Here is a 24,324-nt window from a genome sequence, read left to right on the forward strand (position 1 = left end):
CCGCTTTTTGTCTTTTCAGGCGCAGATTTGCCGTTTCCTTTGCCACACTTACTTTTTGCAGGGGTATGCGTACGCCTAAGGTGGCGCGCGTAAAAACGACGAATAAGGAGCCATGTCATGAATTATCAGCCCGTGATCGCCCTACAGGATCTGCCTGAACGCCAGCCCACCAAAGCAAAAATCGCCGATACCGACGTCTTGCTGATACGCGACGGAGAAAAGGTGCGAGCTTATCAGGCTACCTGTCCCCATGCGGGCGCACCGCTGGAACAGGGCGCGATCTGCGGCGATAAGCTGGTTTGTCCGTGGCACAAAGCGGTATTTGCACTGGAAGACGGTCACCTGTGCGAACCCCTTGCGCTGGCCGATCTGAAACAGTATCCGCTGCGCGTCGAGAACGGCATGGTGCTGGTCAATCCCAAAGCCATGTCCTCTGCGACGCCTGTCGGCAGCGGCGGCGAAGCGCCGGTGTATGTCGTGCTCGGCGGCGGCGCGGCAGGCAGCGCCGCTATCTGGACGCTGCGGCGTGAAGGTTTTAAAGGAAAAGTGGTGCTGGTGGAGCGGGAGGCGGAAGCGCCTTATGACCGCACCGCGCTGACCAAGTTTGTTCCCTCCGGCAAAATGGACATCAGCGAAGTGCCGCGCATTCTCAAAGAGGATATTTTGCAGCACGTTGAGCGCATGCAGGGAGAGGTGACGCGTCTGGACACTCGCGAACAGCGACTTCATTTCGCCGATGGCAACACGCTGTTCTATGACAAATTGCTGATAGCGTCCGGCGGCGCGCCGCAGCGTCCTGAATTGCCCGGCAGCGATCTGGCGGGCGTGCATCTGCTGCGCTCGCTACAGCAGGCGGATGAACTGCTAAAAGAGGTGGATCAGAGTCAGCAGCTGGTGATTATCGGCAACAGTTTCATCGGTATGGAGATGGCGTCGGCGCTGCGCAATCGCGAGGTTGAGGTCACCGTCGTCGCCCGTCATCCGCTGCCGTTTGCGCAGCAGTTTGGCGAGCAGGTCGGACGCTATTTCCGCGATCTGCACCAGAGCAACGGCGTGCACTTTGTCGATGGCGATCCCGCCGGGCTGGAAGGAGAGCATCACGTGACGGCCTTGCGCATGCAGGATGGTCAGCGTATTAAGGCGGACGTGGTGCTGCTGGCGACCGGTATTAAGCCTGCAACTGACTTTATTCACGATCTGCCGCTCAGAGAGGATGGCAGCCTGCTGGTCGATAGCCAGCTGCGCGTGACGGAGAATGTCTGGGTGGTGGGCGATATTGCCAGCTATCCCACGCCGCAAGGGCCGTTGCGCATCGAACACTACCGCGTCGCGCACCAGCAGGGACGCATCGCCGCTTTTAATATGCTGGACCAGCGGACACTCTACGATCGCGTGCCCTTTTTCTGGACTACCCATTTCGGCACGCGCTATGAGTATCTCGGCCATGCTGAAGAGTGGGATGAGTACCGGCTGATCGGCTCGCTCGAAGAGAAAAACTTCATTGCGCTCTATGGTCGGCAGGGCGAGCTGGCCGCCGTGTTTTCCTGCGGCAGGTATAGGCTGACGGCATCGCTGGTGCTGGAGATGCAGCAGCCCATGACGCTGGAACAGGCGCAGGCGAAAATCGGGGGACAGCAGGCGTAACGAACGGCGGACGGAGCCTGCTGCGGCTCCGTCCGTGCGTTACTTCTTGCTCAGCGCTTCGGACTTCGCCATGCACTGCTGCATCGCTTCCATCACGGCCGCGCGAAACCCTTTTTCTTCCAGCACCTTCACCGCTTCGATAGTGGTGCCGCCGGGCGAACAGACCATATCTTTCAGCTCGGCGGGATGTTTGCCGGTTTCCAGCACCATCTGAGCGGCGCCTTTTACCGCCTGCGCGGCGAACTCATAGGCCTGGGCGCGCGGCATGCCGCCGAGTACAGCGGCGTCCGCCATGGCTTCAATAAACATAAATACATAGGCGGGCGCGGAGCCGCTGACGCCCACAACTGAATGGATCAGGTATTCGCTGACCACCGCCGCTTTGCCGAAGCTTGCAAAGATCGCCACCACCTCGTCGACTTCCGGCTGCTCAACCAGCGCGTTCGGGGTCACCGAGGTCATCCCCTCGTTAACCAGCGCGGGCGTATTCGGCATAACACGCACGATTTTTCGATCGTGGCCCAGCACCGTTGCCAGCGAATCGAGCGTTACGCCAGCGGCGATAGAGACTACCAGCGCCTCTTTTTTCAGCTGGCTCGCCAGATCTTTCAGGACTTTCAAAATGACGCCAGGCTTTACCGCGCCAAACAGAATATCGACCTCGCGCGCCAGCGCCTCGGCGCTCTCGGCGGCATTGATGCCGTGCTCGCGCGCCAGCGCCTGGTTGGTGTCCGCTTTACGATCAAAAACCCAGATATTTGACGGCGCAACCTGGCCGCTTTTTACCAGCCCGCCGATAATGGCTTTCGCCATATTGCCGCCGCCAACAAACCCAATTTTCTTCTCCAGCATCGCCGTATCCTTTAGAAAGTTCGAAAATCTTAACGCGTTAGCTTACTTCAGCCAGGATTAATAACAAGTCAGCGAAGGAGAAGCCAGTATGGCAGAGGACGAAAATCAGAGTCGGCGCTACCCGGTTAACGAAAGCATGCCTTGGCAGCGGCTTGAGTGGCATATCCAGCGCGGCGGTTTCGTGCTGCTGCTGCTGCTGGTGCTGGCCGGGGCGGCAGGGGTTTTTTCAAAAGGATGGCTAAGCAATCAGCGCGTCGCCAGCGCCGATAACCGGCTGAGCGTGGACTATGAACGCTTTGGCCGACGGGAAAGTAATATGGACATGACGTTACGCCTCAGGCAGCTGCGCGGGGATTATTATGAAATCAGGCTGAGCGGTCCGCAGCTGGACGATATTCAGCTTCAGACGCTTCAGCCGCAGCCGGACGACGCCTGGAGCACCCAGGACAGCCTGGTGCTGCGCTGGCACCGGCGCGCCGATCAGCAGGACGCTACGGTCTGGATAGGCACGCAGCCGCAGGATTTTGGCCGTTATCACTTTACCGTTGCGCTGGACGATGCCTCGCGCGCGCAGTTCAGCCAGTTTATTTACCCTTAGGAGGGGCAACATGGAAACGGTTTTACGCGCAGCCAGCATGTATCTGCTGCTGATGGTGGTATTTAAAATCGCCGGCCGTCGGACGCTGATGGAGATGACGTCGTTTGATCTGATTTTATTGTTGATCATCAGCGAAGCAACGCAGCAGGCGCTGCTGGGCGATGACTTTTCCGTTACCGGCGCAGGGCTGACCATTGTCACGCTGATCGTGATCGATATTCTGTTTGGCATGCTGAAAACCCATTTTCCCCGCGTGGAACGGCTTATCGACGGCACCTCGCTGATTCTGGTGGAGGAGGGCAAACTGCTGCGTCAGCGGGCGAAGCGCGCCGGTATCGATGAAGAGGATATTTTGCAAAGCGCGCGCAGCACTCAGGGGCTGGAGCGGCTGGACCAAATAAAGTTTGCCATTCTGGAGAAGACCGGCAAGATCTCCATCATTCCCAAAGAGTAGTAAGGAAAAATCATGGTTATCTGGGTCGATGCCGACGCCTGCCCCAATGTCATCAAAGAAGTGCTCTACCGTGCGGCGGATCGCACCAAAACGCAGGTGACCTTTGTCGCCAATCAGTCGCTGCGCGTGCCGCCCTCGCCCTGGCTGAAAACGCTGCGCGTGCCCGCCGGATTTGACGTGGCGGATAATGAGATTGTGAAGCGTGTGGCAGCGGGCGATCTGGTGATTACCGCTGATATACCGCTGGCGGCGGAGGTGCTGGAAAAGGGCGGCGCAGCGCTTAATCCGCGCGGCGAGCGCTATTCGCCCGCCACCATTCGTGAAAAGTTAACGCTGCGCGATTTTATGGATACGATGCGCGCCAGCGGCGTGCAAACAGGCGGCCCGGCGGCGATGAGTCCGCGCGACCGCCAGCAGTTTGCTAACGCGCTGGATAGCTGGCTAACGCAGCGTCAGCGCTGACCTCAGACGAAGCTGTCGTCGTCGTCGTTGAAATCGCCGAAGCCGTCGTTGCCTGGATCGTTGAAGTCATTATTGTCGGCATAGTTATTATCCCAGCCGTTGTTCTGGTCGAGGAATCCGCTCCCGCCGCTGTTAAAGGTGTCGAGATTCTCATCCACCTGAGGCAGCGGCGGCTCGTTGATAATGTTCACGATCTCTTCCGGCTGCGAGTGGTGGAACAGGCTGGTCAGCATGTCCGCCATCACCACGCCGCCCGCTACGCCGACAGCCGTTTGCAGCGCGCCGCCGAGAAAGCCGGTGCCGCGCGCAGGCGCAGCCGGGGCCGGCGCGTTGTTGTACTGCGGCGGCTGCTGCGGCGCGCTGTTCCACGCCGGCTGCTGCTGTTGCGCTCCCGACGGCTGACGCGAGCCGCCTCCAAACAGGCTCGACAGAAAACCGCCGCTGCTCTTCTGCTGCTGCGGCTGCTGCTGTTGGGCCAGACGGTTTTCCAGCTCGGTAATGCGATCGTTCATTTTCTTCATCGCGGCTTCCTGGATCAGGATCGCCTGCGCCATATAGTAAGGCGCGCCGGGCTGCCGTTGCAGATGCTCTTTAATCAGCTGTTCCGCCGCGGCGTCACGGGGACCGGTCTGGCTTTCAGCCTGTTGTAAACGACTAAACAGACCTTCAATCAATTGGTGTTCCTGGCTATACATGATGGCTCTCCTGTTAGGACTAAATAAGTATATGGGGGCGAGAGGCGGCAAAGTAAAATTCGCCAGGTAAGAAAATGTTGCTGCCGGTTAACTTATCGCGAACTGCACGAAACGCGCATGGTTAACCCGTTAAAAATTAATGAATAGGTTGTAAAAGCGCGAAAAGGATGCGCAATTCTTGCTTCGTGGGTGGAGGCGTTACCCGTTTCCCGCTATCATGCCTCGCATTGTCAAGCGATACACCGTGCTACATAGCCTGCAACGGCGGAGGATTTGCCCTGATGTCTCGACCCATTTACCTGATCGGCGCGCGCGGATGCGGCAAAACCACGGTGGGCGAAGCCTTATCGCGCGCGCTGGGCTATGCCTTCCGCGACACCGATCACCATCTGCAACTCAGCACCCAGCGCAGCGTGGCGCAGATCGTGGCAGATGAGGGATGGGAAGGCTTCCGCGCGCGGGAAACCGAATCGCTGAAGGCCGTTACCGCGCCGGCTACGGTGATCGCCACCGGCGGCGGAATGGTGCTGGCGGAGTACAACCGGCGCTTTATGCGCGAGCACGGGCAGGTGATCTGGCTGAGCGCGCCCTCGCAGGTGCTGGCGCAGCGGCTGGAAAGCCAGCCGGAAGCGGCGCAGCGGCCAACCTTAACGGGCCGTCCGATAGCAGAAGAGATGGGCGATATTTTGCGTGAGCGCGCACATCTCTACCGCGACGCCGCCCATCATGAAGTCAACGCCATGCAGGCCCCTGAGCGCGTCGTCGATGAGATCCTTCACTCGCTGTCGCTGGCGCGCGCCAGCTAACCGTCGCGCTTTTTCCTCAGATTCTTCCCGCTTTCCCGCCTGAGCCGTATAGCCTGGCTATACTTGTCCTCAGACGGGAATCGTCTCGTCGTGTGGAATACGACCAGCCAGGAGGGATTAACCATGCCAACCAGACCACCCTATCCACGCGAAGCTCGCGTTGTCGCCGTAGAAAAAGGGCCGCAGGGCAGCACCGTGACATCATGGGAATTACGCGCCGACCACCCATCGCCTAATACGCTTATCAGCGAACATGAAACGGAATCGGAAGCGCAGGACGCCAAAATCCGTTATGAAGATGTGGAAAAAGAATAAGGCAATCTCTCTGGCAGGGACGCCAGCCTGATAGCGCGACAGGTTTATTTGACGTATTTACTGTTATTTGCTGCTCAGGCAGGAGAGAGCTGTTATCCATCCTGCCTTTAAGCCGTACCGCAATATAAAATCATTTCTCCCGGCCGCCTGACCTGTTATTTAACTACCGCCTGACAGAGCGATAAAAAATTGCGGCTTGACCCAGCTACCGTTGCGCCTTAATTTGTGGGCATCCATGTCGGAACTTAGTTCCATATAGTGAAACCCGATTATGTCCACACTCGAAAATGCCGCTGCCGTGCTTAAGCTGTTTCAGCAAAAAGGCGTGACGCTGGGCCATCCGGGGCTGACGTTCACCGACGTCGTTGAGGCGCTGCGACTGCCGAAAAGCACGGTTTCGCGTCTGCTGGCGACTATGGAAAGTCAGGGCATGCTTGAGCGGGACGCTGACAGCCGCTGTTTTCATATCGGGCGCGTGCTGCTAGCGGTTTCCGGACACTATCTTTCCGCGCCGCTGGTGGACAGCGCCTCGCCTGACATGGCGCGGCTGGCGGACAAAACCGGCTGTATTGGCTATATCTCGCGTCTCGACGGCAACGATCTGGTGGTGATGCGCATGTTTCACGGACGCCACTTTACCCAGCTGATTACGCCGCCCGGCAGCCGCCTGCCTGCGGCCGCTACCTCGACCGGTCGCGTGCTGCTGGCGCAGTTCAGCGAAGAGGAGGTGCGCCAGCGCTTTGAGAATAGCTGGCAGCCGCTGCCGCCCAATTCGCCGCAAACGCTGGACGCGCTCTGCGCGCAGCTGGCGGAGATTCGGCAGCTGCGCTGGTCGCTGGCGCGCAACGAAACCCTGCCGGGCATCAGTTCGCTCTCCGTCGCGCTGCATAATAAATATCACGGCGATACGGTGGCGCTCTGCCTGTCATTTTTATCAACGGCAAACGCGCTGGATTATCCGCCTGCGCTGCTGGACCAATTACGCCATACGGCCAGTGACGTGGCCGCTAAATATGGCGCAGCGCTACTCTGACTCTATTTTTTTATCGGCGTAATACTTTCGCCACACCGGGAAAATACCAGGCCTTCGGGCCTGTTTATTCACACTCACGGACGAAATAAAAAAACGGCGTAAGCGAGCCTGATTCAGGCTCGCGAAGCGTCATTCTATTTCTACCGGTATTCCTGACGGGGACAGTATGGAGAAGGCTAATCCAGTAAAACATATTGGCGTGGCGATGGTTTTAATTGCCTTGTCGGTGGCAGGCGCCATTATCGGCGTGCAGCTTATTACCACCATCGGCGTTACGCCGAATACCTCTATTATCGGCGCGTTATTTGCCATGCTGCTGGCGCGTATTCCACTTCAGGCGTTTCGCCGCTATCGCTCAGTTGAAATTCAGAACCTCGCGCAGACGGCCATTTCTTCCGCCACCTTCGGCGCGGCGAATAGTTTATTAATGCCGATCGCCGTTCCCTGGGCGCTGGGCCAGCCGCAGCTGGTGCTGCCGATGTTCTGCGGCGTCAGCGCCGCCATGCTGCTGGACGCCTATCTGCTCTATCGCCTGTTTGACACCCGCGTCTTTCCCGCCAGCAACGCCTGGCCGCCGGGCGTGGCCGCCGCCGAGGCCATTAAGGCGGGCGACAAGGGAGGACGTCAGGCCTGGCTGCTGGTGGCGGGCATTGTCGGCGGCATTGCCGGCTCGATGCTGAAGATCCCCATGTCCGCCTTCGGCACCGCCTTTATTGGCAATATCTGGGCGCTGGCAATGCTCGGTCTGGGCTTTCTGGCGCGCGCCTATGCGCAGCCGGTCGCAGGAATCGACATTAACGCGCTCTATCTGCCGCACGGCGTGATGGTCGGCGCGGGTCTGGTGGCGTTAATCCAGGTGGTTATGGTGATTCGCAGCCGCCGCAACGACGGCCAGCAGGTGAGCCGCGGCGGCAGCGAGGTCAGGCGCGCGCTTGGTCTGGGCGGCGCGGGCTATCTGATCATCTCGGCGCTGCTGGCGCTGGCCGGCGGGCTGTGGAGCGAAATGAGCATCCCGATGCTGCTGCTGTTTATCGCCTATGCCGCGTTCGCCGCCTTTGTGCATGAGCTGATTGTGGGGATCGCCGCCATGCACTCCGGCTGGTTTCCGGCCTTCGCGGTGGCGCTGATTACCCTGATCGTGGGTATTCTGCTCGGCTTTCCGCCGCTGGCGCTCTGCCTGCTGTGCGGCTTTACCGCAGCGACCGGGCCAGCCTTCGCCGACATGGGCTACGATCTTAAAGCGGGCTTTATTTTGCGCGGTAACGGCAGCGATCTTCAGCAGGAGCTGTGGGGACGACGCGTCCAGCTGATCGCCGCGATGATTGCGTTCGTGGTTGCTATCCCGGTGGTGTGGTATGCGCACCATCTGTTTTTTGCCGAAAACTTGCTGCCGCCGGTCGCGCGCGTGTATGCGAAAACCATTCAGGCGGGCGCAGAGCCAGGCATCGCAGGCAGCCTGCTGATGTGGGCGGTTCCCGGCGCGCTTATTCAGCTGATCGGCGGGCCTAAACGCCAGCTCGGCGTGCTGCTCGCCACCGGCCTGCTGATCAATAACGCCATGGCCGGATGGGCGGTGGTGGTGGGTATTGCGCTGCGCATCGTTATTCTTCGCGTATGGGGCGAGCGCGGCCGCTCACCGATGGAGGTGATGGCGGCGGGCTTTATCGCCGGCGACGCCCTGTACAGTTTCTTCAATTCGCTGTTTGCCAGCGGCAAAAAATAACTAAGGGAACCCATGAGTCTGCAACAGACGTTACAGGTATTTGAATTATTTGACAGCGCTTATGTTGACGGTCAGCAGGTGGTGGATCTGTTTGCCCCTTTTCCCGGCGTAAGCGCCAGCTATAAGCGTGTCAGCGGCGCTAAAGGGCGCACCGATTTTGTCCGTATTACTATTCCCGGCGCGCAGGGCAGAGCGGGCGGCGGTCGCGCGCCGACGCTGGGTATTATTGGCCGTCTCGGCGGCATCGGCGCGCGCCCGACGCGCACCGGCATGGTGTCGGACGCGGACGGCGCGGTTGCCGCCGTGACCAGCGCGCTAAAGCTGGCGGTAATGCAGACCAAAGGCGACGTGCTGGCGGGCGATGTCATTGTCACCACCCATATCTGTCCGGACGCCCCAACGCGTCCGCACGAGCCGGTGGACTTTATGGATTCGCCGGTCGACGACGTCACCATGAATAACAACGAGGTGGTGCAGGAGGTAGACGCTATCCTGTCAATCGATACCACTAAAGGGAATCGCATTATCAACCACAAAGGGTTTGCCCTGTCGCCAACGGTTAAAGAGGGGTACATCCTGCGCGTGTCGGAAGATCTGCTGCGCATTATGGAGATGACCACTGGCCGTCCGGCGGTGACGTTTCCTGTTACCACTCAGGACATCACCCCTTACGGCAACGGCATTTATCACCTTAACAGCATCCTGCAACCCTCAACCGCCACCGATGTGCCGGTCGTGGGCGTGGCCATCACCGCTGAATCCGTGGTGCCGGGCTGCGGCACCGGCGCGAGCCATGAGGTCGATATTGCGGCGGCGGCGAAATTTGCGGTAGAGGTTGCGAAAGAGTTTGGTCGCGAGACCTGCCATTTTTATGACGCAGACGAGTATGGCCGCCTGCTGGCACTGTACGGCAGCCTGAGCCACCTGCGTAAACGAGACTAACGATGACAAAATCCCTGGTTACTCTGACCATCGGTCAGTCGCCGCGCAGCGATATTATGCCGCTGCTGACCGCCCATTTACCGGCCGGGCACACCGACCACGTCGGCCTGCTGGACGGGCTGAGCGAGGCGGAGATTGCCGCCCGTTTCGCGCCTGGCGAAAACGACGGCGTGCTGGTATCGCGTTTGCACAACGGCGCCCAGGTGCGGCTGGCGACGGCGAAGGTTGAGCAGGGATTGCAGGCAAAAATCAACGCGCTGGAAGCCGAGGGCTACGATACCATTCTGCTGCTGTGCACCGGCGAGTTTGGCGCGCTGACCACGCGGAGCGCGCTGCTGCTGGAGCCGGATCGCATTATCCCGCCGCTGGTGTCCGCCATTGTGCACGACCATCAGGTCGGCATTCTGGTGCCGGTGGCGGAGCAGATGCGCGAGCAGGCTAACAAGTGGCGCAACCTCCAGCGCCCGCCCTGTTTTGCCGTCGCCAGCCCCTATATTCCCGATAATGAAAAGCTCACCGATGCGGCGCTCTCGCTTCAGGAGCAGGGCGCGGACGTGGTGGTGCTGGACTGCATCGGCTATAACAGGACGCACCGCGATTTTTTGCAGGCGCTGCTGGGCATTCCGGTGCTGCTTTCCAACGTGCTGGTGGCGAAACTGGCTGCTGAACTTATCATCGAATAACCGGCAGGATCACAAAGCTGTGGCTGAAGCGGCAATTCGCGTGACAGATCAGCGAGTTCCGCTCTACACTGCCAGACACCTTTAATGTGCTGCGAGGAAGTAACATGCTCAATATCAGTGAGTATTTTGACGGAAAAGTGAAATCGATTGGTTTCGACAGTGCGAGCACCGGCCGCGCCAGCGTCGGCGTGATGGCGGAAGGCGAATACACCTTTGGCACCGCGCAGCCGGAAGAGATGACGGTAGTCAGCGGATCGCTGAAGGTGCTGCTGCCGGGCGAGACCGAGTGGCAATGGTTTGAGGCGGGTTCGGTGTTCAACGTGCCGGGCCACAGCGAGTTTCATCTTCAGGTTGGCGAACCAAGCTCTTATCTCTGCCGCTATCTGAAAGAGTAATAGTGACGGGGCGTGGCGCGCGATAGCGAGATGCTGGCGCAATAGCCCCGCCGCAACGGCGCTTTACGTCTCCACGCCCGTTCGTCCCGCGCGAAGACGCACTTCATCCCCTGAGGTGCGTCTGTAAAGCAGCCAGCACGCTGTGTTGTCTCACCAGGCTTGCGGCGTTTCTGCTCCTGTCACGGACGCCTGACGCGCCGAGCCATTTTAATGACGCGCAGGCCTGGTGGCTAGCCGCGCGTAGCCCCTGTTTAGCGCATAATCTCGACCTGCTCCAGCCGGGTCTCCTGCCACGCGGCGCTACCCAGCTTCGACGCCAGCGGCACCAGCACGCGCAGATCCTCCAGCCAGGCCTCACGCGTCTCGACCGGCTTCTGTGCGTCACCTTCGCTTCGACACGCCAGTTGCAGATAGCGGCCGCTAAAGGCAGGGTTGATGGTCCGCGCCTCGCCGCCCGCCTGCACCTTGCACTGCTGCCGCGTGCGACGCGCGTCCGACGGCTGTGCGCTCTCCACTAAATCGGTGTCGGCCTCAAACTGCTGCCCGGCCACCAGCGGGAAACGCAGCGTGGTTTTTAGCGTTTCCAGTCGGCTGGGCTGCGAGGCGATCGACATGGCAAACTTCAGCTGGATCAGATTGCCCAGCGTCAGGCGCTGCACCTTCCAGATACCGTAGTTCTCCAGCTTGCGCAGATAGCCCTGATCATCGACGTCGATGCGCACCTCTACCTTGCCTGACGGGCTGTTCTCTACCCAGCTCAGCTGGCGGAAACGCGGCATCGCCCAGGGCGAAATCAGCTGATGAAGCTGCTGTTGCAGCGCCTTATCCAGCGGCAGCGCCGCCATGACCGAGGCCGGATTGTCGCTCAGGTCGGGCAGAATGGCGCGCGCGTCGCCGCTGACCGCTTTGCGCGCGGCCGGGGTAAAGCGGCCCAGCGCATGAAAGCGGGGCAGATCGGCGGAGGCGCACAGGCGGGTAAAGGTCTGCTTCATCAGCGGCGTCAGCGGAAAAGAGGCTTTGCGGCGCGCGACATCGGCGCCGTCCAGCGAGTCGGTGACGTAGCCCTTGTCATCCACATCCATTAACGACAGGGCTTCGTGCGTCTGCGTCTGGCAGTTAAAACGATAATTTTCCACCTTAAACGCATAGGGCGCGTCATAAGGCGGGTCGAAATCGCTGCTGGCGTAGTCGTAGCCGAGGCGCACCTGTAGTTCATCGCCGCTGCGCTTCAGGCTGGCGACATCGATCAGCGCGGTGGCGCCGAAGCGATCGGTGGGCGCAATTTGTTCCCACACTACCGCCTTCTCCGGCAGGCTACAGATGCGCTTCAGCGTGTCAGCATCCTGATTGGGACCTGGCTGCGGCGGCGCGTAGCGGCCAAATTCGCTGCCGTAAAAGCGTGCGGTTGTGACGCCCCGATCATTAAGCAGATTGCGATACAGCGCCTCTGCGGAGAGGGTTTTGCAGTCATACGCCTGCCACACCTGCATCGCGCCGCCGGATTTACCGGCCAGCGCCACCATTACATTGAGGCGGTCGTTGATGCGCAGCGCATTGAGGCGGCTGAAAGAGGCGTCCCCGGCGCTGGCGGCAGAGAAGAGCGTTAACCCGGCGAACAGCGCCGCGCGGACAGAGAGATGAAACATAGCGGAAATCCTTTGCCGAAAAGGAGCATTATCGGCAAAGGCGGGGCAGACTTGATACTTAACGCTGGGCTTCGCCGCCCAGCGCGTCTACCAGATTGCTGGTGAGCGCGGCAAGCTCGCTGGTCATCAGGATAAAGTCGGCATCGAAACGCTGAGCGAAATCTTCGCGGTCAATATCGTCGTTCTGCTCGCGCAGCGTGTCGCTGAACTTCAGGCGCTTCACCGACCCGTCATCCGCCAGCACGAACTGGATGCGCTCCTGCCAGTCGAGCGCCAGTTTCGTCACCAGCTTGCCGGCTTCGATATGATTGGCGATCTCGTCACACACCAGATCCTGCTTTTTACAGCGGATCACGCCGCCATCTTCCAGGATCGCTTTCAGCTCCGCTTCATCCATCAGGGCGAAACCGGCAGGCAGATCGCCAGATCGCACCCATTCGGTCAGCGTCAGTTCGATCGGGCTTTCCAGCGTCAGCGGCACCACCGGCAGCGATCCCAGACTTTTACGCAGCAGCGCCAGCGTATCTTCCGCTTTTTTCGCGCTGGCGCAGTCGACCATGATCAGATTGTTAACGGTGTCGATCCAGATAAAGGTCTGGCTGAGACGGCTAAAGGCGCGCGGCAGCAGACTGTGCAGCACCTCATCTTTCAGGGCGTCTTTTTCGGTCTTCTTCAGCTTGCGGCTCTGTTCCGCTTCCAGCTTGCTGATCTTCGCTTCCAGCGCCTGTTTCACCACCGGCGACGGCAGAATTTTTTCTTCTTTACGGGCGCAAATCACAATCTGGCCGTTATTAACATGGGTCAGCGCATCGCTGCGGTTGCCCATCGGCGACACCCAGCCGGTCTTGCTCATATCCTGGCTGCCGCACGGCGAGAAGGTGTAAGCCTCAAGCTGTTTTTCCATGTCGTCTGCGGAGAGGGGGATCTCGCGATTCAGACGATAAACCATCATATTTTTAAACCACAACATCACAATTCCTTACCGGGGCGCGCGATCTGGCGCACAAGTCGAGAGGTCAGCGCGCATGATAGCGAAACATCGGAGTGGTTTCATTGCCTTTCCCTGACGGCGCTCCTAATGTATCTCTCACCCAGACGAATAATGAGGAATAACCTGTGCGTATAGGCATTGATTTAGGCGGCACTAAAGTAGAGGTAATCGCGCTGTCTGATGAGGGAGAGACGCTGTTTCGCCACCGCGTGGACACGCCGCGCGACGACTATGCGGCCACAGTGCGGGCGATTGCCGATCTGGTGCATCTCGCCGAAGCCACAACCGGGCAAACCGGCAGCGTCGGCGTCGGCATTCCGGGAACGATCTCGCCCTATGCGCATCGCGTAAAAAACGCCAACTCCACCTGGCTCAACGGCCAGCCGCTGGATCGCGACCTGGCGCAGGCGCTACAGCGCGAGGTGCGCATCGCTAACGACGCCAACTGCCTGGCGGTCTCTGAGGCGACTGACGGCGCGGGCGCGGGCCAGCCGCTGGTCTTTGCGGTGATTATCGGCACCGGATCGGGCGCGGGCGTGGCGATCAACGGCGAGGCGCGTATCGGCGGCAACGGTAACGCGGGCGAGTGGGGCCACAACCCGCTGCCGTGGATGGATGAGGACGAGCTGCGCTATCGTGAAGAGGTGCCGTGCTACTGCGGTCAGAAGGGCTGCATCGAGACCTTTGTTTCCGGCACCGGGTTCGCCACTGATTACCGGCGGCTGAGCGGTCAGGCGCTGAAGGGCGCGGAGATCGTAAAACTGATCGCGCAGCAGGATGCGATCGCCGAAGAGGCGATGCGCCGCTACGAAATCCGGCTGGCAAAATCGCTGGCGCAGGTGGTGAACCTGCTGGATCCGGATGTGATCGTGCTGGGCGGCGGCATGAGCAACAACGACCGTCTCTATCAGAGCGTGCCGACGCTGATGAAGCGGTGGGTCTTTGGCGGAGAGTGTGAAACGCCGGTGCTGAAGGCAAAACACGGCGATTCAAGCGGAGTGCGCGGCGCGGCCTGGCTGTGGCCGCTGAAGCGCCAGGCGCTATTGCGCTGATCCGAAGGCGAACTGCCAGTCTTCCGGCACGCCGACCGGCGGCAGCGGCAGATTGCGCGCGCTGCTCACCTGCTGCCAGGCGCGCAGGCAGAGCGCCTCGTCGCCTTCGATGCGCAGTACGCTGTAGCCGCCGTCGGCGCGGCGATGCGCCGACACCAGGCAGGTCTGGCCGGGATAGCGCGGCGCGACGGTGGCGTTAAAGGTGCCCATCAACTGCTGCTGCACGTCGCGCAGATAGCGACACTGCGCGGTCGCGTCGTCGCGGTCGCAGGTGACATCCGACTGGGGTTTGCTGCTGCATCCTGCCAGCAGCGCGCTGGCGAGCAGCAGCGCCATGACTGTTTTCATTACGCCTCCTGAGCGCGGGGCAGTTCCAGTTTGCTGTAGCCCAGCCCGTTAATTTTACGCACCCGAATCTGCACCGGAATACGCTCTTTCATAGCCTCAACGTGACTGATCACGCCGATGGTTTTGCCGCTGGCGTTAAGCGCATCCAGCGCATCCAGCGCGGTGTCGAGCGTTTCAGCGTCCAGCGTACCGAAGCCTTCATCGAGAAACAAAGACTCTATACGGGTTTTCACGCTGACTAAATCTGAAAGCGCCAGCGCCAGCGCGAGGCTGACCAGGAAACTTTCGCCGCCGGAGAGAGTGCGCGTATCGCGCGCCGCGTCGGCCTGCCAGGTGTCGATGACGTCCAGCTCCAGCGCGTCGCTGGCGCGGCGTTGCAGCAAATAGCGGCCATGCAGCCGATCGAGCTGGCGGTTGGCGAGCGCCACCAGATGATCCAGCGTTAACCCCTGCGCGAAGCGGCGGAACTTATCGCCGCTGGCCGAACCGATCAGGTCGTTGAGCTGACTCCAGTGCGTCAGCGCCGCCTCATCCTCTTCAATCTGCTTCATCAGGCTCTGCTGCTGCTCGCGCAGGCGCGCATCGCTCTGAAGCTGCTGCTGCGCTTCGCCCTGCTGGCGCGCATTGTCGCGCAGCGCCAGACGCAGCTGCTCAAGCTGCTGTTCCAGCGCCGCCGCGTTTTCCTCCGCGCCCTCTGGCTGGCTTTGCTGGTGCGCCGCGCGGCGCTGCGTCAGCTGTTCAAGCTGACTCAGCCGGGTCTGGCGCTGCTGATCCAGCTGCTGCAGGCGCGAACGCAGCGCCTGGGCCTCCTTTTCATCAAGCAGCGCGGCGCGCAGGCTGGCTTCGTCGCTAAAGGCGGCGGCGGCCAGCGCCGCGCTAAACAGCTGCTGCGCCGTACTCAGCGCCTGGCTGACTTTTTGCTGCTGCGCCTCCAGTTCCGCCGCGCGCCCGCCCAGCAGGCTAAGCTGGCTCTGCGTTTTTTGCCGCGACTCCAGCGCCGCCGCCAGCGCGGCGTCCTGCTGCTGAAGCCGGACCTGCATCTGCTGTCGCGCCTCGGCGACCTGACGATCGTCAAACAGCGTCCGGCGCTGGTCGCGCAGCTGCGTCAGCGACGCTTCAGTCTGCGCGCGCAGCCGTTGCAGGGCGTCAAACCGCTGCCGCTCGCTCTCTACGCGCTGTTGCAGACTGCTGCACTGCGCGTCGGCACGCGCCAGCTGCGGCTGAAGCGTGGCGAGCAGCTGCTCGCTCTGGTTCCAGCGCAGCCAGCGCTGCTGCTGCTGGTGCAGCCAGCCGTCGCGCGCCTCCCGGTCGGGCAGGGCAAGGCCCGCGTCGGCCAGCTCCTGATGCAGCGCGTCGCTGCGCTGTCGCCAGTCGCGTTCTTCCTGATCCAGACGCTGCGCCAGCGTCGCCGCGCTCTCTTGCAGGTTAGTGAGCGTTTGCTGGGCCAGCTGAAGCTGCTGTTGATGCTGTTGCAGTTTCTGCTGATGTTGCAGATGTTCATCCCTGGCCTGCTGGCGCAGGCGCGCGGCGCTCTCCTGCTGGCGGGCGAGCTGCTGCAATTGCTGTTCTTCATGGCTTTGCTGCTGCTGCCAGGCCTCCAGCGCGGCGCTGTCGCCCGCAGCGAATGTGAGCGCCAGCTCACTCTGTAGCGCTTGCCACTGCTGGCTCAGGGTATCCAGTCGCTGGGTTTCTGCGGCCAGCTCGTCGCGCAGCCGCAGCTGTTCGGCCTTTGCCTGCTTCAGCGCTTCGCCTGTTTTGATGCCCTGTTCGCGCAGCGCCTCGACCTGCTGTTCCTGCTCAGCCAGGCGACGCTGATTTTCGCTCAGCTCCAGCGCGGCATAGCGCTCTACCGCCGGATGCTGGCAGGAGCCGCACAGCGGGCAGGGCTGCTCAGGGGCCAGACGTGCGCGATAAGCCGACAGATCGGCGATATGCTGCTCCAGCTCGCAGATCTTTTTGATGTCCGCCAGAGAGGCTTTTTCCCGCGCAAAGGCTGCGCGCAGCGCGTTAAGCGCGTCGTCATCCTGCTGAACGCGCTTTTCCAGATCGGCGAGGCGCTGCTGGCGCTGCGCGATCTGCTGCTGTAATGGCGTCCACTGCGAGGCCAGCACCGCCAGCTGCTGACGCAGCGGACGGTTCGCCTCAAACTGCGCCAGACGCGCGTGCAGCGCCTGCGTCGGGTGCGTCTGTTCCAGTTCAGCCAGCGCCCGATCCGCCGCCTGAAGCGCGCTGGCGGCCTGGCGTTCGGCCTGGCTAAGCGGTTCCGCCTGCTGAGTGAGCCGGACGAGTTCGGCCTGCTGCTGAGCCAGCGTCCCCCTCTGTTGCCGCTGCTGTGCGCCAAGCGTCTCCAGCGCGCTTTCCCGCTGCGCCAGCTGGCCGAAACGTTCCTGCCACAGCGCCAGCGACGCGCCCCATTGCGGCAGAGAACCCTGCGCCGCACGCCACTGCTGCTGTTCCGCCAGCGTGGCCTGTAAGCTGTCCCGCTGCGCCGCTTCATTTTGCAGCGCGGTCTGGCTCTGGGTCAGAAGCTGCTGCTGCTGGTCGGCTTCACGCTGCTGCTGCTGCGCCTGGGCGTGCAGGGCGGTAATCTGCTGATCCAGCGGAATGATCTGTTCTGTCAGCAGCGTCTCCTGATCCTGCTGCTGACGCAGCGCGGCATCGCGCGCAGCCTGCGCCGCGGCGTGTTGCTGCTGGTCGTTCTGATTCTGCCGTTCAGCGGCCAGGCGCTGCTGCGCCAGCTGCTGCTGCGTCTGTTGCAGGCTCTGCTGTTCATGCAGCAGGCCGTCGCGCTGCTGTAGCTTGTCGCGCAGCTTCTCTGCCGGCTCGCTGAGCGCCAGCCGCTGGCGGTCCGCGTCGGCGGCGCGCCACGCCTGCTCCGCCGCCTCAAGGGCGGCGCGGGCGGCCTGAATTTCGCTATCCAGCTGCTGCGCCTGAGTCAGCCACTGATGCTGCTGACGCCGCTGCTCGCTTTGCTGAGTAAGCGCCTGCTCCGCTTCGGTTAGCGCTGCCAGCTGCTGTTGCAGCGCGGCGCGCGCCTCGGCGTCGAGCAGGGCCAGAGTGCCGGCGCGGCTGCGCAGCGTCTCCAGCGCCAGCCGCGCGCTTTTGTGCTGTTCATAAATCGCGACCGAAATCTGGCCGTAAATTTCCGTGCCGGTCAGCTCTTCCAGCAGCTCCGCGCGCTCGCCGGGTCGGGCGTTAAGAAAGGCGGCAAACTGCCCCTGCGACAGCATCATCGAGCGGGTAAAGCGTTCGAAATCGAGACCCGACAGCGACTCGATCAGCCGGAGTTTGTCATTCACCTTGTCGGCGAAGATCTTGTCGTCGATGCAGCGCGCCAGCTCGACGCGCGGAGCCTGTAGCTTGCCGTCGGCCGCGCCGCGCGCGCGGTTCTGACTCCAGAAGGCGCGCCAGGCTTCGCCTTTGATCTCAAACTCCACCTCAGCGAGACATTCGGCGGTGTCGCGCGTCATCAGCCCGTTTTGCGTCTGTGACAGCACGCCGAGGCGCGGCGTCTGGTGATAGAGCGCCAGGCAGATGGCGTCGAGCAGCGTGGTTTTGCCTGCGCCGGTCGCGCCGGTAATGGCGAACAGGCCGTTGCTGGCGAACGGCTCGGCGCGGAAGTCGATAAACCATTCGCCTTTCAGCGCGTTCAGGTTCTTAAACCGTAGCGTGAGGATCTTCATTCGCTCTCCTCCAGTGAAGCGAGGGTGGCGCGAAACAGCGCGCTGAGACGCGCATGCTGCGGCTCTTCAATATCGTCCGCCAGCGCGAGGCGGCGGGCGAAAACTTCTTCCACCTTTAGCTCGTTCAGGGTTTCGTTTTTCAACTGCGCCAGACTGTGCTGACGCTGCTCACGGCTGCGGCGCAGCAGCAGCACCTCTACCGGCAGATCGGCGGTCAGCGCTTCGACCCGGCGCTGCAAATCGCTGAGAAACTCCTGGGTGGTCACCTCAATGTCGAGCCAGACCTTTTTTTCTTCCTGGTGCGCGGCAAAAGGAGCCAGCTGCTCTTCAATCTGCGCCAGCGAACCTTTCAGCATTTTCATCGGCTGAAACTGCGGTATCGGCAGCGGCGTAACGGCGCGCAGGCCAGCCTTGTCCAGCTCCAGCAGAAACACGCTTTTCTCACTGCCGAGTTCGTCGAAGCTGAGCGGAATAGGCGAGCCGCTGTAGCGGATATGGTCGCTGCTGGCGACGCGCTGGGCGCGATGGATATGGCCGAGCGCCACATAGTCGACGTCGGGAAAAGCCGACGCGGGGAAGGCGTCGAGAGTGCCGATATAAATGTCGCGCACCGAATCGCTTTTGCTGACGCCAACGGTGGTGAGGTGCCCGGTGGCGATGACCGGCAGCGCCAGCGGGTGCTGGCGCGCCGCGTCAACGCTGCGCTGATAGTGCGCCGCAATGGCGTCCAGCAGGCTTAGCTGTTTTTCGCGCCCGGACTGACCCGCGCGGCTGCGCAGAATGTCGCGCGGGCGCAGGTAGGGAATGGCGCACAGCAGCGCGCCCGGCTCGCCGTGGCGATCCCGGAGCAGCAGCAGATTGTGATCCGCCTGCGGCGTGGTAATGACCTGCGTATTAAGGCAGGCGAGAAGCGCGCGCGACTCGTTCAGCGTGGCGACCGAATCGTGATTGCCCGCCAGCACCACCAGCTGGCAGCCGGTTGGCTGTAGCGCGACCACAAAGCGGTTGAAAAGCTCACGGGCATAGCTCGGCGGCGTACCGCTATCAAACAGGTCGCCCGCGACGATAAGCGCATCGACCTGATGCTCTTCAATGCGCGCCAGCAGCCAGTCGAAAAAGGCCTGATGTTCGGCCGCCCGGCTCTTGTTATAGAAAAACTGACCGAGGTGCCAGTCCGCGGTGTGAATGATGCGCATAAAACTCCCTGCCGTAACGGTTTGCCGGACGATTATACCGGCTAAGGCGCAAAAGCGAAAAAAGGCGTCCTTACCGTCATAAAGCGATATTAAAGCGCTGATTAAGCGGCTATGTTTTTCATAAAAGTGTCATAAATCTGACGCATAATGGCGCCGCATATAACGGTGACAGCGGTCACATCAGCAGGAGTTACAATGGCTAAGCGCATTTTGGTTGTGGAAGATGAAGCCCCTATCCGTGAAATGCTGTGTTTCGTTCTGGAGCAGAACGACTACCAGCCCATTGAAGCCGAGGATTATGACAGCGCGGTAGGGAAACTGATTGAACCCTGGCCTGATCTGATTCTGCTGGACTGGATGTTGCCGGGCGGCAGCGGCATTCAGTTTATTAAGCACCTTAAGCGCGAAGCCCTGACGCGGGATATTCCCGTGATGATGCTGACGGCGCGCGGCGAAGAGGAGGATCGCGTGCGCGGTCTGGAAGTCGGGGCCGATGACTACATCACCAAGCCCTTCTCGCCGAAAGAGCTGATGGCGCGTATCAAGGCGGTGATGCGCCGTATTTCGCCGATGGCGGTGGAAGAGGTGATCGAGATGCAGGGGCTGAGCCTGGATCCGTCGTCGCACCGCGTAATGTCGGAATCGACGCCGCTGGAGATGGGACCGACCGAATATAAACTGCTGCACTTCTTTATGACGCATCCGGAGCGGGTTTACAGTCGCGAGCAGCTGCTGAACCACGTCTGGGGCACCAACGTCTACGTGGAAGATCGCACCGTTGACGTGCATATCCGCCGCTTACGCAAGGCGCTGGAAGTTTCCGGCCACGATCGCATGGTTCAAACCGTTCGCGGAACGGGGTATCGTTTCTCCGCCCGCTACTAAACGGAGTCTCTACCGTGCTGGAACGACTCTCCTGGAAGAGACTGCTCTTTGAGCTGGCGCTGGCCTGCCTGCCCGCGCTGATTATCGGTCTGATTATCGGTTATCTGCCCTGGCTGCTGCTGGTCAGCGTGCTGGCGGTACTGCTGTGGCATTTCCACAACCTGATGCGCCTGTCGCACTGGCTGTGGGTCGATCGCACCATGACGCCGCCCGCCGGTCAGGCCAGCTGGGAACCGCTGTTTTATGGCCTGTACCAGATGCAGCTGCGCAACCGACGGCGGCGGCGCGAACTGGGCAATCTGATTAAGCGCTTTCGCAGCGGCGCCGAAACGCTGCCCGACGCGGTGGTGCTGACCACGGAAGAGGGCGCGATTTTCTGGTGCAACGGACTGGCGCAGCAGCATCTTGGCTTACGCTGGCCGGAAGATAACGGACAGAACATCCTGAACCTGCTGCGCTACCCGGAATTTTCCCGCTATATTCGCCGGCGTGACTTCAACAAGCCGCTCACCTTAATCCTGAATAACCAGCGCCATATGGAATTTCGCATCATGGCCTACAGCGAAGGGCAGTGGCTGATGGTGGCGCGCGACGTAACCCAGATGCACCAGCTGGAAGGGGCGCGCCGCAACTTCTTCGCCAATGTCAGCCACGAGCTTCGCACCCCGCTGACGGTGCTCCAGGGCTATCTGGAAATGATGAGCGACTCGGTGATGAACGAGCGTTCGCGCGGCAAGGCGTTGCAGACCATGCAGGAGCAGACGCGACGCATGGACAGCCTGGTGCGCCAGCTGCTGACGCTGTCGCGTATTGAAGCTGCGCCAGCCATCGATATGAAAGAGACGGTGGACGTGCCGATGATGCTGCATCTGCTTCAGCGCGAAGCGGAAACGCTGAGCGGCGGCCGCCATCAGATCCATTTCCACACCGATCCCCATCTCAAGGTGCTCGGCGATGACGATCAGCTGCGCAGCGCCATCTCTAACCTGGTGTACAACGCCGTCAATCATACGCCAGAGGGAACGCGCATCGACATCAGCTGGTTACGCACCCGCCAGGGCGCGCAGTTTAAGGTATGCGACAACGGGCCAGGCATCGCCGCCGAGCATCTGCCGCGCCTGACGGAGCGCTTCTACCGCGTTGATAAGGCGCGCTCGCGCGCTACCGGCGGCAGCGGTCTCGGACTGGCCATCGTTAAGCACGCGCTCAGCCACCATAACGCGCGGCTGGAGATTACCAGCGTACCCGACAAAGAGACCTGTTTTACTTTTACGCTGCCGTCGAGGTTGATCGTCAGCGCGGGATTGCAGGAAAATGCCGTCCATTAATCGTTAATGGAACTTCTTATGCGCGCCATGCTGTTGTTGCTTTCCCTGATAACGCCTGCCGCCGCCGTGGCGGCAGCGCCGCAGCCTGAAATGCTCGCCGGCAATCTCAGCAGCGTCGGTTCCGATACGCTGGGCGCGTTGATGATGCTGTGGAGCGAGGATTTCAGCGCGCTGGCGCCGGGCGTTAATCTCCAGGTGCAGGCCTCTGGCTCTTCAACCGCGCCAACCGCGCTGGCAGCGGGCGCCGCGCAGCTCGGCCCGATGAGCCGCCCGATGCAGGCGGAAGAGCGGCAGCTTTTTCAGTCGCACTATGGCTATGCGCCGCTTGCTGTGCCGGTCGCCCTCGACGCGCTGGTGGTGGTGGTTAATCAGCGCAACCCGATGACGCAGATCGATATGCGCCAGCTGGACAGTATTTTCTCCGTGACGCGCCTGTGCGGCGCAACGCAGACGCCGGCGCGCTGGGGAGAGGCAGGCGTGCGCCAGGCTGACTGGGCGCAGCGGCCGATTCAGCGCTACGGACGCAACTCCGCGTCGGGCACCTGGGGATTCTTTAAGCAGCAGGCGCTGTGTAACGGGGATTTTCGCGCCGACGTGGCGGAGTTTCCCGGCTCTGCCGCCGTGGTGCAGGCGGTCGCCGCCAGTCCGCGCAGCATTGGCTACGCCAGCTTCGGCTTTCACCTTAGTGGCGTAAAAATGCTTTCGGTCACTGACGGGCAGGGCGTGACCGTTGCGCCAGACGCCGAAGCGATCCGCAGTGGTCGTTATCCCTGGGCGCGCCCGCTTTACATCTATGTGAACAAAGCGCCCGGCAAACCCCTGCCGCCGCTGGTTGACGCTTTTCTCCATCAGGTACTCTCGCCCCAGGGGCAGCGGCGCGTGAGCGAAGCGGGCTATCTTCCCCTTTCTGCCGCCCAGCGCGAGCAGGCGCTGGCCGCCATCGAAGCCCGGTAAGCCGACAACATGAATTTTTTTCATCACCGCTGAAATTTCTTCTGTTGCACGCAGGGCGCACTCGTGCCACTCTACTTCCAGACGTTTAGCCGTCCAGACGGCTTTATATAACTTAGCGAAATTATTCCCTGAGGTGATTAACCTTCAGGGTGCCAGGAGTAGAGATGACTGCACAAATCGCCCCGTTCCGCGCCGACACCGTCGGCAGTTTCCTGCGTCCCGCCGCGATTAAACAGGCGCGTGAGCAGTACGCCGCAGGCCAGATCGATAAAGCTCAGCTGACCCGTATCGAAGATGAAGCTATTCGGGAGGTGGTGAGCAACCAGATCGCCAACGGTTTGCAGGTGGTTACTGACGGCGAGTTCCGCCGTGCCTGGTGGCATTTTGACTTTTTCGGCGGGCTGGACGGCGTGGAGCTGTTCGAAGCCGATCAGGGCATTCAGTTCAACGGCGTGCAGACCAAAGCGCACGGCGTGCGCGTCGTCGGCAAACTGGGCTTTAGCGATCACCCGATGCTGGCGCATTTCCGTTTTCTGCAAAGCATCGCAGGCGACGCGGTGCCGAAAATGACCATTCCCAGCCCCAGCGTGCTGCACTTCCGCGGCGGCCGTAAGGTGATTGACGAAAAGGTTTATCCCGATCTGGCCGACTACTTTGACGATCTGGCCGCAACCTATAAAACGGCGATTAAAGCCTTTTATGATGCGGGCTGCCGCTATTTGCAGCTGGATGACACCGTCTGGGCCTATCTCTGTTCGGAAGATCAGAAGCGTCAGATCCGCGAGCGCGGCGACGATCCTGAAGAGCTGGCGCGCACCTATGCCCGCGTGCTTAATAAGGCGCTGGAGGGCAAACCTGCCGATCTGACGGTCGGCCTGCACGTCTGTCGCGGCAACTTCCGCTCTACCTGGATCTCTGAGGGCGGCTATGAGCCGGTGGCCGAAATCCTGTTCGGCGGCGTGAATATCGACGCGTTCTTCCTCGAATACGATAACGAACGCTCTGGCGGCTTCGAGCCTCTGCGCTTTATTAAGCCAGGCCATCAAAAAGTGGTGCTGGGCCTGGTGACCACGAAAAACGGCGAGCTGGAAGATCCGGCGCAGGTGAAGGCGCGTTTACAGGAAGCGGCGAAATTTGTCAGCCTCGACCAGATCTGTCTCAGCCCGCAGTGCGGCTTTGCCTCTACCGAAGAGGGCAACAGCCTGACGGAAGAGCAGCAGTGGGCGAAGATCCGTCTGGTGGTCGATATTGCGGGTCAGGTGTGGTAATGCTGTAAACTTGTGCAAACAGGCGCGTAAAACGCGCCTTTTGTGCATGAAAAAGGGCGTCAGTGCTGAAATTTCCTGCCCGCTGGAGAAAAAACAGGCACATCATCTGATGCCCTGCCTGAATATAACCGCTGTTTCCACTGCTTTTAGCCTGTTTTTCGTCATATCCTTCCGGTTTTCCGATCCCGTATTGCCTTTCTTCGCTATAAACGTTCTACTTACGGCCGTTGTCGCATCATCCCACTTGTGAACAGAACAAAATCAGCTCAAATCACCTGCGCGACACGATTACAGCAAGCATAATGCTCTGGCATAGCGCGCTAAGTCGTTGTCACTGCGCGGTTTGGGGACAACGTAAACCCAACTTCCAC

General features: G+C 60.9%; 23 protein-coding genes. 16 read left to right on the forward strand and 7 right to left on the reverse strand.

Annotated features, from left to right (window positions below; all coding sequences use genetic code 11):
• Positions 1–117 precede the first annotated feature (117 nt).
• Positions 118–1,644, forward strand: coding sequence for an FAD-dependent oxidoreductase (locus tag BBB56_RS03245; RefSeq protein WP_123798752.1), 1,527 nt, complete (start codon positions 118–120; stop codon positions 1,642–1,644).
• Positions 1,645–1,683: 39 nt separating this feature from the next.
• Here BBB56_RS03245 and proC read toward each other — a convergent pair whose 3' ends face one another.
• The gene (gene proC / locus BBB56_RS03250; RefSeq protein WP_123798754.1) at positions 1,684–2,496 is read right to left on the reverse strand and encodes a pyrroline-5-carboxylate reductase; all 813 of its coding nucleotides are present in this window, start codon (positions 2,494–2,496) and stop codon (positions 1,684–1,686) included.
• An 88-nt stretch (positions 2,497–2,584) separates the two neighbouring features.
• On the opposite strand from proC, the gene BBB56_RS03255 reads away from it, so the two are divergent.
• The 3 genes from BBB56_RS03255 to BBB56_RS03265 are packed head-to-tail and all read left to right on the forward strand — an operon-like array spanning position 2,585 to position 4,010.
• On the forward strand, positions 2,585–3,094 hold the full coding sequence (locus BBB56_RS03255; RefSeq protein ID WP_123798756.1) for a hypothetical protein: 510 nt from the start codon (positions 2,585–2,587) through the stop codon (positions 3,092–3,094).
• A gap of 10 nt (positions 3,095–3,104) precedes the next feature.
• A complete protein-coding gene (locus tag BBB56_RS03260) occupies positions 3,105–3,548 on the forward strand; it encodes a DUF421 domain-containing protein (protein ID WP_123798758.1) in 444 nt (147 codons plus the stop codon).
• A gap of 12 nt (positions 3,549–3,560) precedes the next feature.
• Complete coding sequence (locus BBB56_RS03265; protein ID WP_123798760.1) at positions 3,561–4,010, forward strand: YaiI/YqxD family protein; 450 nt, start codon at positions 3,561–3,563, stop codon at positions 4,008–4,010.
• A gap of 2 nt (positions 4,011–4,012) precedes the next feature.
• Here the strand turns inward: BBB56_RS03265 and BBB56_RS03270 are convergent, their stop codons facing one another.
• Positions 4,013–4,705: a DUF2076 domain-containing protein gene (locus tag BBB56_RS03270; protein WP_123798762.1), complete on the reverse strand. Its 693-nt coding sequence runs from the start codon at positions 4,703–4,705 to the stop codon at positions 4,013–4,015.
• A gap of 281 nt (positions 4,706–4,986) precedes the next feature.
• Here BBB56_RS03270 and aroL point away from each other — a divergent pair, with 281 nt between their 5' ends.
• From aroL to ppnP, 7 genes are all read left to right on the forward strand, one after another.
• Positions 4,987–5,511, forward strand: coding sequence for a shikimate kinase AroL (gene aroL, locus BBB56_RS03275; protein WP_123798764.1), 525 nt, complete (start codon positions 4,987–4,989; stop codon positions 5,509–5,511).
• 123 nt (positions 5,512–5,634) lie between these two features.
• A complete protein-coding gene (locus tag BBB56_RS03280) occupies positions 5,635–5,826 on the forward strand; it encodes a YaiA family protein (protein ID WP_123798766.1) in 192 nt (63 codons plus the stop codon).
• A 271-nt stretch (positions 5,827–6,097) separates the two neighbouring features.
• A complete protein-coding gene (locus tag BBB56_RS03285) occupies positions 6,098–6,859 on the forward strand; it encodes an IclR family transcriptional regulator (RefSeq protein ID WP_123798768.1) in 762 nt (253 codons plus the stop codon).
• A 166-nt stretch (positions 6,860–7,025) separates the two neighbouring features.
• Positions 7,026–8,582, forward strand: a complete 1,557-nt coding sequence (locus BBB56_RS03290) for an OPT/YSL family transporter (RefSeq protein WP_123798770.1) — start codon at positions 7,026–7,028, stop codon at positions 8,580–8,582.
• Between the two features lie 12 nt (positions 8,583–8,594).
• A complete protein-coding gene (locus BBB56_RS03295; protein ID WP_123798772.1) occupies positions 8,595–9,524 on the forward strand; it encodes a DUF1177 domain-containing protein in 930 nt (309 codons plus the stop codon).
• A 2-nt stretch (positions 9,525–9,526) separates the two neighbouring features.
• The gene (locus BBB56_RS03300; protein WP_123798774.1) at positions 9,527–10,207 is read left to right on the forward strand and encodes an AroM family protein; all 681 of its coding nucleotides are present in this window, start codon (positions 9,527–9,529) and stop codon (positions 10,205–10,207) included.
• A gap of 104 nt (positions 10,208–10,311) precedes the next feature.
• A complete protein-coding gene (ppnP, locus tag BBB56_RS03305; RefSeq protein ID WP_123798776.1) occupies positions 10,312–10,602 on the forward strand; it encodes a pyrimidine/purine nucleoside phosphorylase in 291 nt (96 codons plus the stop codon).
• A gap of 251 nt (positions 10,603–10,853) precedes the next feature.
• Here the strand turns inward: ppnP and BBB56_RS03310 are convergent, their stop codons facing one another.
• Together BBB56_RS03310 and rdgC are read right to left on the reverse strand one after the other, a co-directional pair.
• Positions 10,854–12,248: a hypothetical protein gene (locus tag BBB56_RS03310; RefSeq protein ID WP_123798778.1), complete on the reverse strand. Its 1,395-nt coding sequence runs from the start codon at positions 12,246–12,248 to the stop codon at positions 10,854–10,856.
• Positions 12,249–12,306: 58 nt separating this feature from the next.
• Complete coding sequence (gene rdgC / locus BBB56_RS03315) at positions 12,307–13,218, reverse strand: recombination-associated protein RdgC (protein WP_123798780.1); 912 nt, start codon at positions 13,216–13,218, stop codon at positions 12,307–12,309.
• A gap of 146 nt (positions 13,219–13,364) precedes the next feature.
• On the opposite strand from rdgC, the gene mak reads away from it, so the two are divergent.
• Positions 13,365–14,291 (forward strand): fructokinase, encoded by a 927-nt coding sequence (mak, locus tag BBB56_RS03320; protein ID WP_123798782.1) that lies wholly within the window; start codon positions 13,365–13,367, stop codon positions 14,289–14,291.
• On the opposite strand, the gene BBB56_RS03325 is transcribed toward mak, so the two are convergent.
• Genes BBB56_RS03325 through sbcD form a run of 3 tightly spaced genes read right to left on the reverse strand, consistent with a single transcriptional unit; the run spans position 14,280 to position 19,518 of the window.
• Positions 14,280–14,639, reverse strand: coding sequence for a cell envelope integrity protein TolA (locus BBB56_RS03325; RefSeq protein WP_123798784.1), 360 nt, complete (start codon positions 14,637–14,639; stop codon positions 14,280–14,282). The genes mak and BBB56_RS03325 overlap by 12 nt on opposite strands.
• Entirely contained in the window at positions 14,639–18,322 is a 3,684-nt protein-coding gene (locus tag BBB56_RS03330) for an SbcC/MukB-like Walker B domain-containing protein (RefSeq protein WP_123798787.1), read from the reverse strand. The genes BBB56_RS03325 and BBB56_RS03330 overlap by 1 nt, the downstream gene beginning before the upstream one ends.
• On the reverse strand, positions 18,319–19,518 hold the full coding sequence (gene sbcD / locus BBB56_RS03335) for an exonuclease subunit SbcD (RefSeq protein WP_123798789.1): 1,200 nt from the start codon (positions 19,516–19,518) through the stop codon (positions 18,319–18,321). The genes BBB56_RS03330 and sbcD overlap by 4 nt, the downstream gene beginning before the upstream one ends.
• 195 nt (positions 19,519–19,713) lie before the next feature.
• Between sbcD and phoB the strand changes: the two genes are divergently transcribed.
• From phoB to BBB56_RS03355, 4 genes are all read left to right on the forward strand, one after another.
• A complete protein-coding gene (gene phoB, locus BBB56_RS03340) occupies positions 19,714–20,403 on the forward strand; it encodes a phosphate response regulator transcription factor PhoB (RefSeq protein ID WP_033788773.1) in 690 nt (229 codons plus the stop codon).
• A 14-nt stretch (positions 20,404–20,417) separates the two neighbouring features.
• A complete protein-coding gene (gene phoR, locus BBB56_RS03345) occupies positions 20,418–21,731 on the forward strand; it encodes a phosphate regulon sensor histidine kinase PhoR (protein WP_123798791.1) in 1,314 nt (437 codons plus the stop codon).
• Positions 21,732–21,749: 18 nt separating this feature from the next.
• Positions 21,750–22,685, forward strand: a complete 936-nt coding sequence (locus tag BBB56_RS03350; protein WP_123798793.1) for a PstS family phosphate ABC transporter substrate-binding protein — start codon at positions 21,750–21,752, stop codon at positions 22,683–22,685.
• Positions 22,686–22,849: 164 nt separating this feature from the next.
• Positions 22,850–23,953 carry a cobalamin-independent methionine synthase II family protein gene (locus BBB56_RS03355; protein WP_123798794.1) on the forward strand — a complete coding sequence of 368 codons (1,104 nt, stop codon included), beginning with the start codon at positions 22,850–22,852 and terminating at the stop codon, positions 23,951–23,953.
• The last annotated feature ends 371 nt before the right edge of the window (positions 23,954–24,324 follow it).

The organism is Candidatus Pantoea deserta (assembly GCF_003813865.1).
In the GTDB taxonomy this organism is placed as follows: Bacteria; Pseudomonadota; Gammaproteobacteria; order Enterobacterales; family Enterobacteriaceae; genus Pantoea; species Pantoea deserta.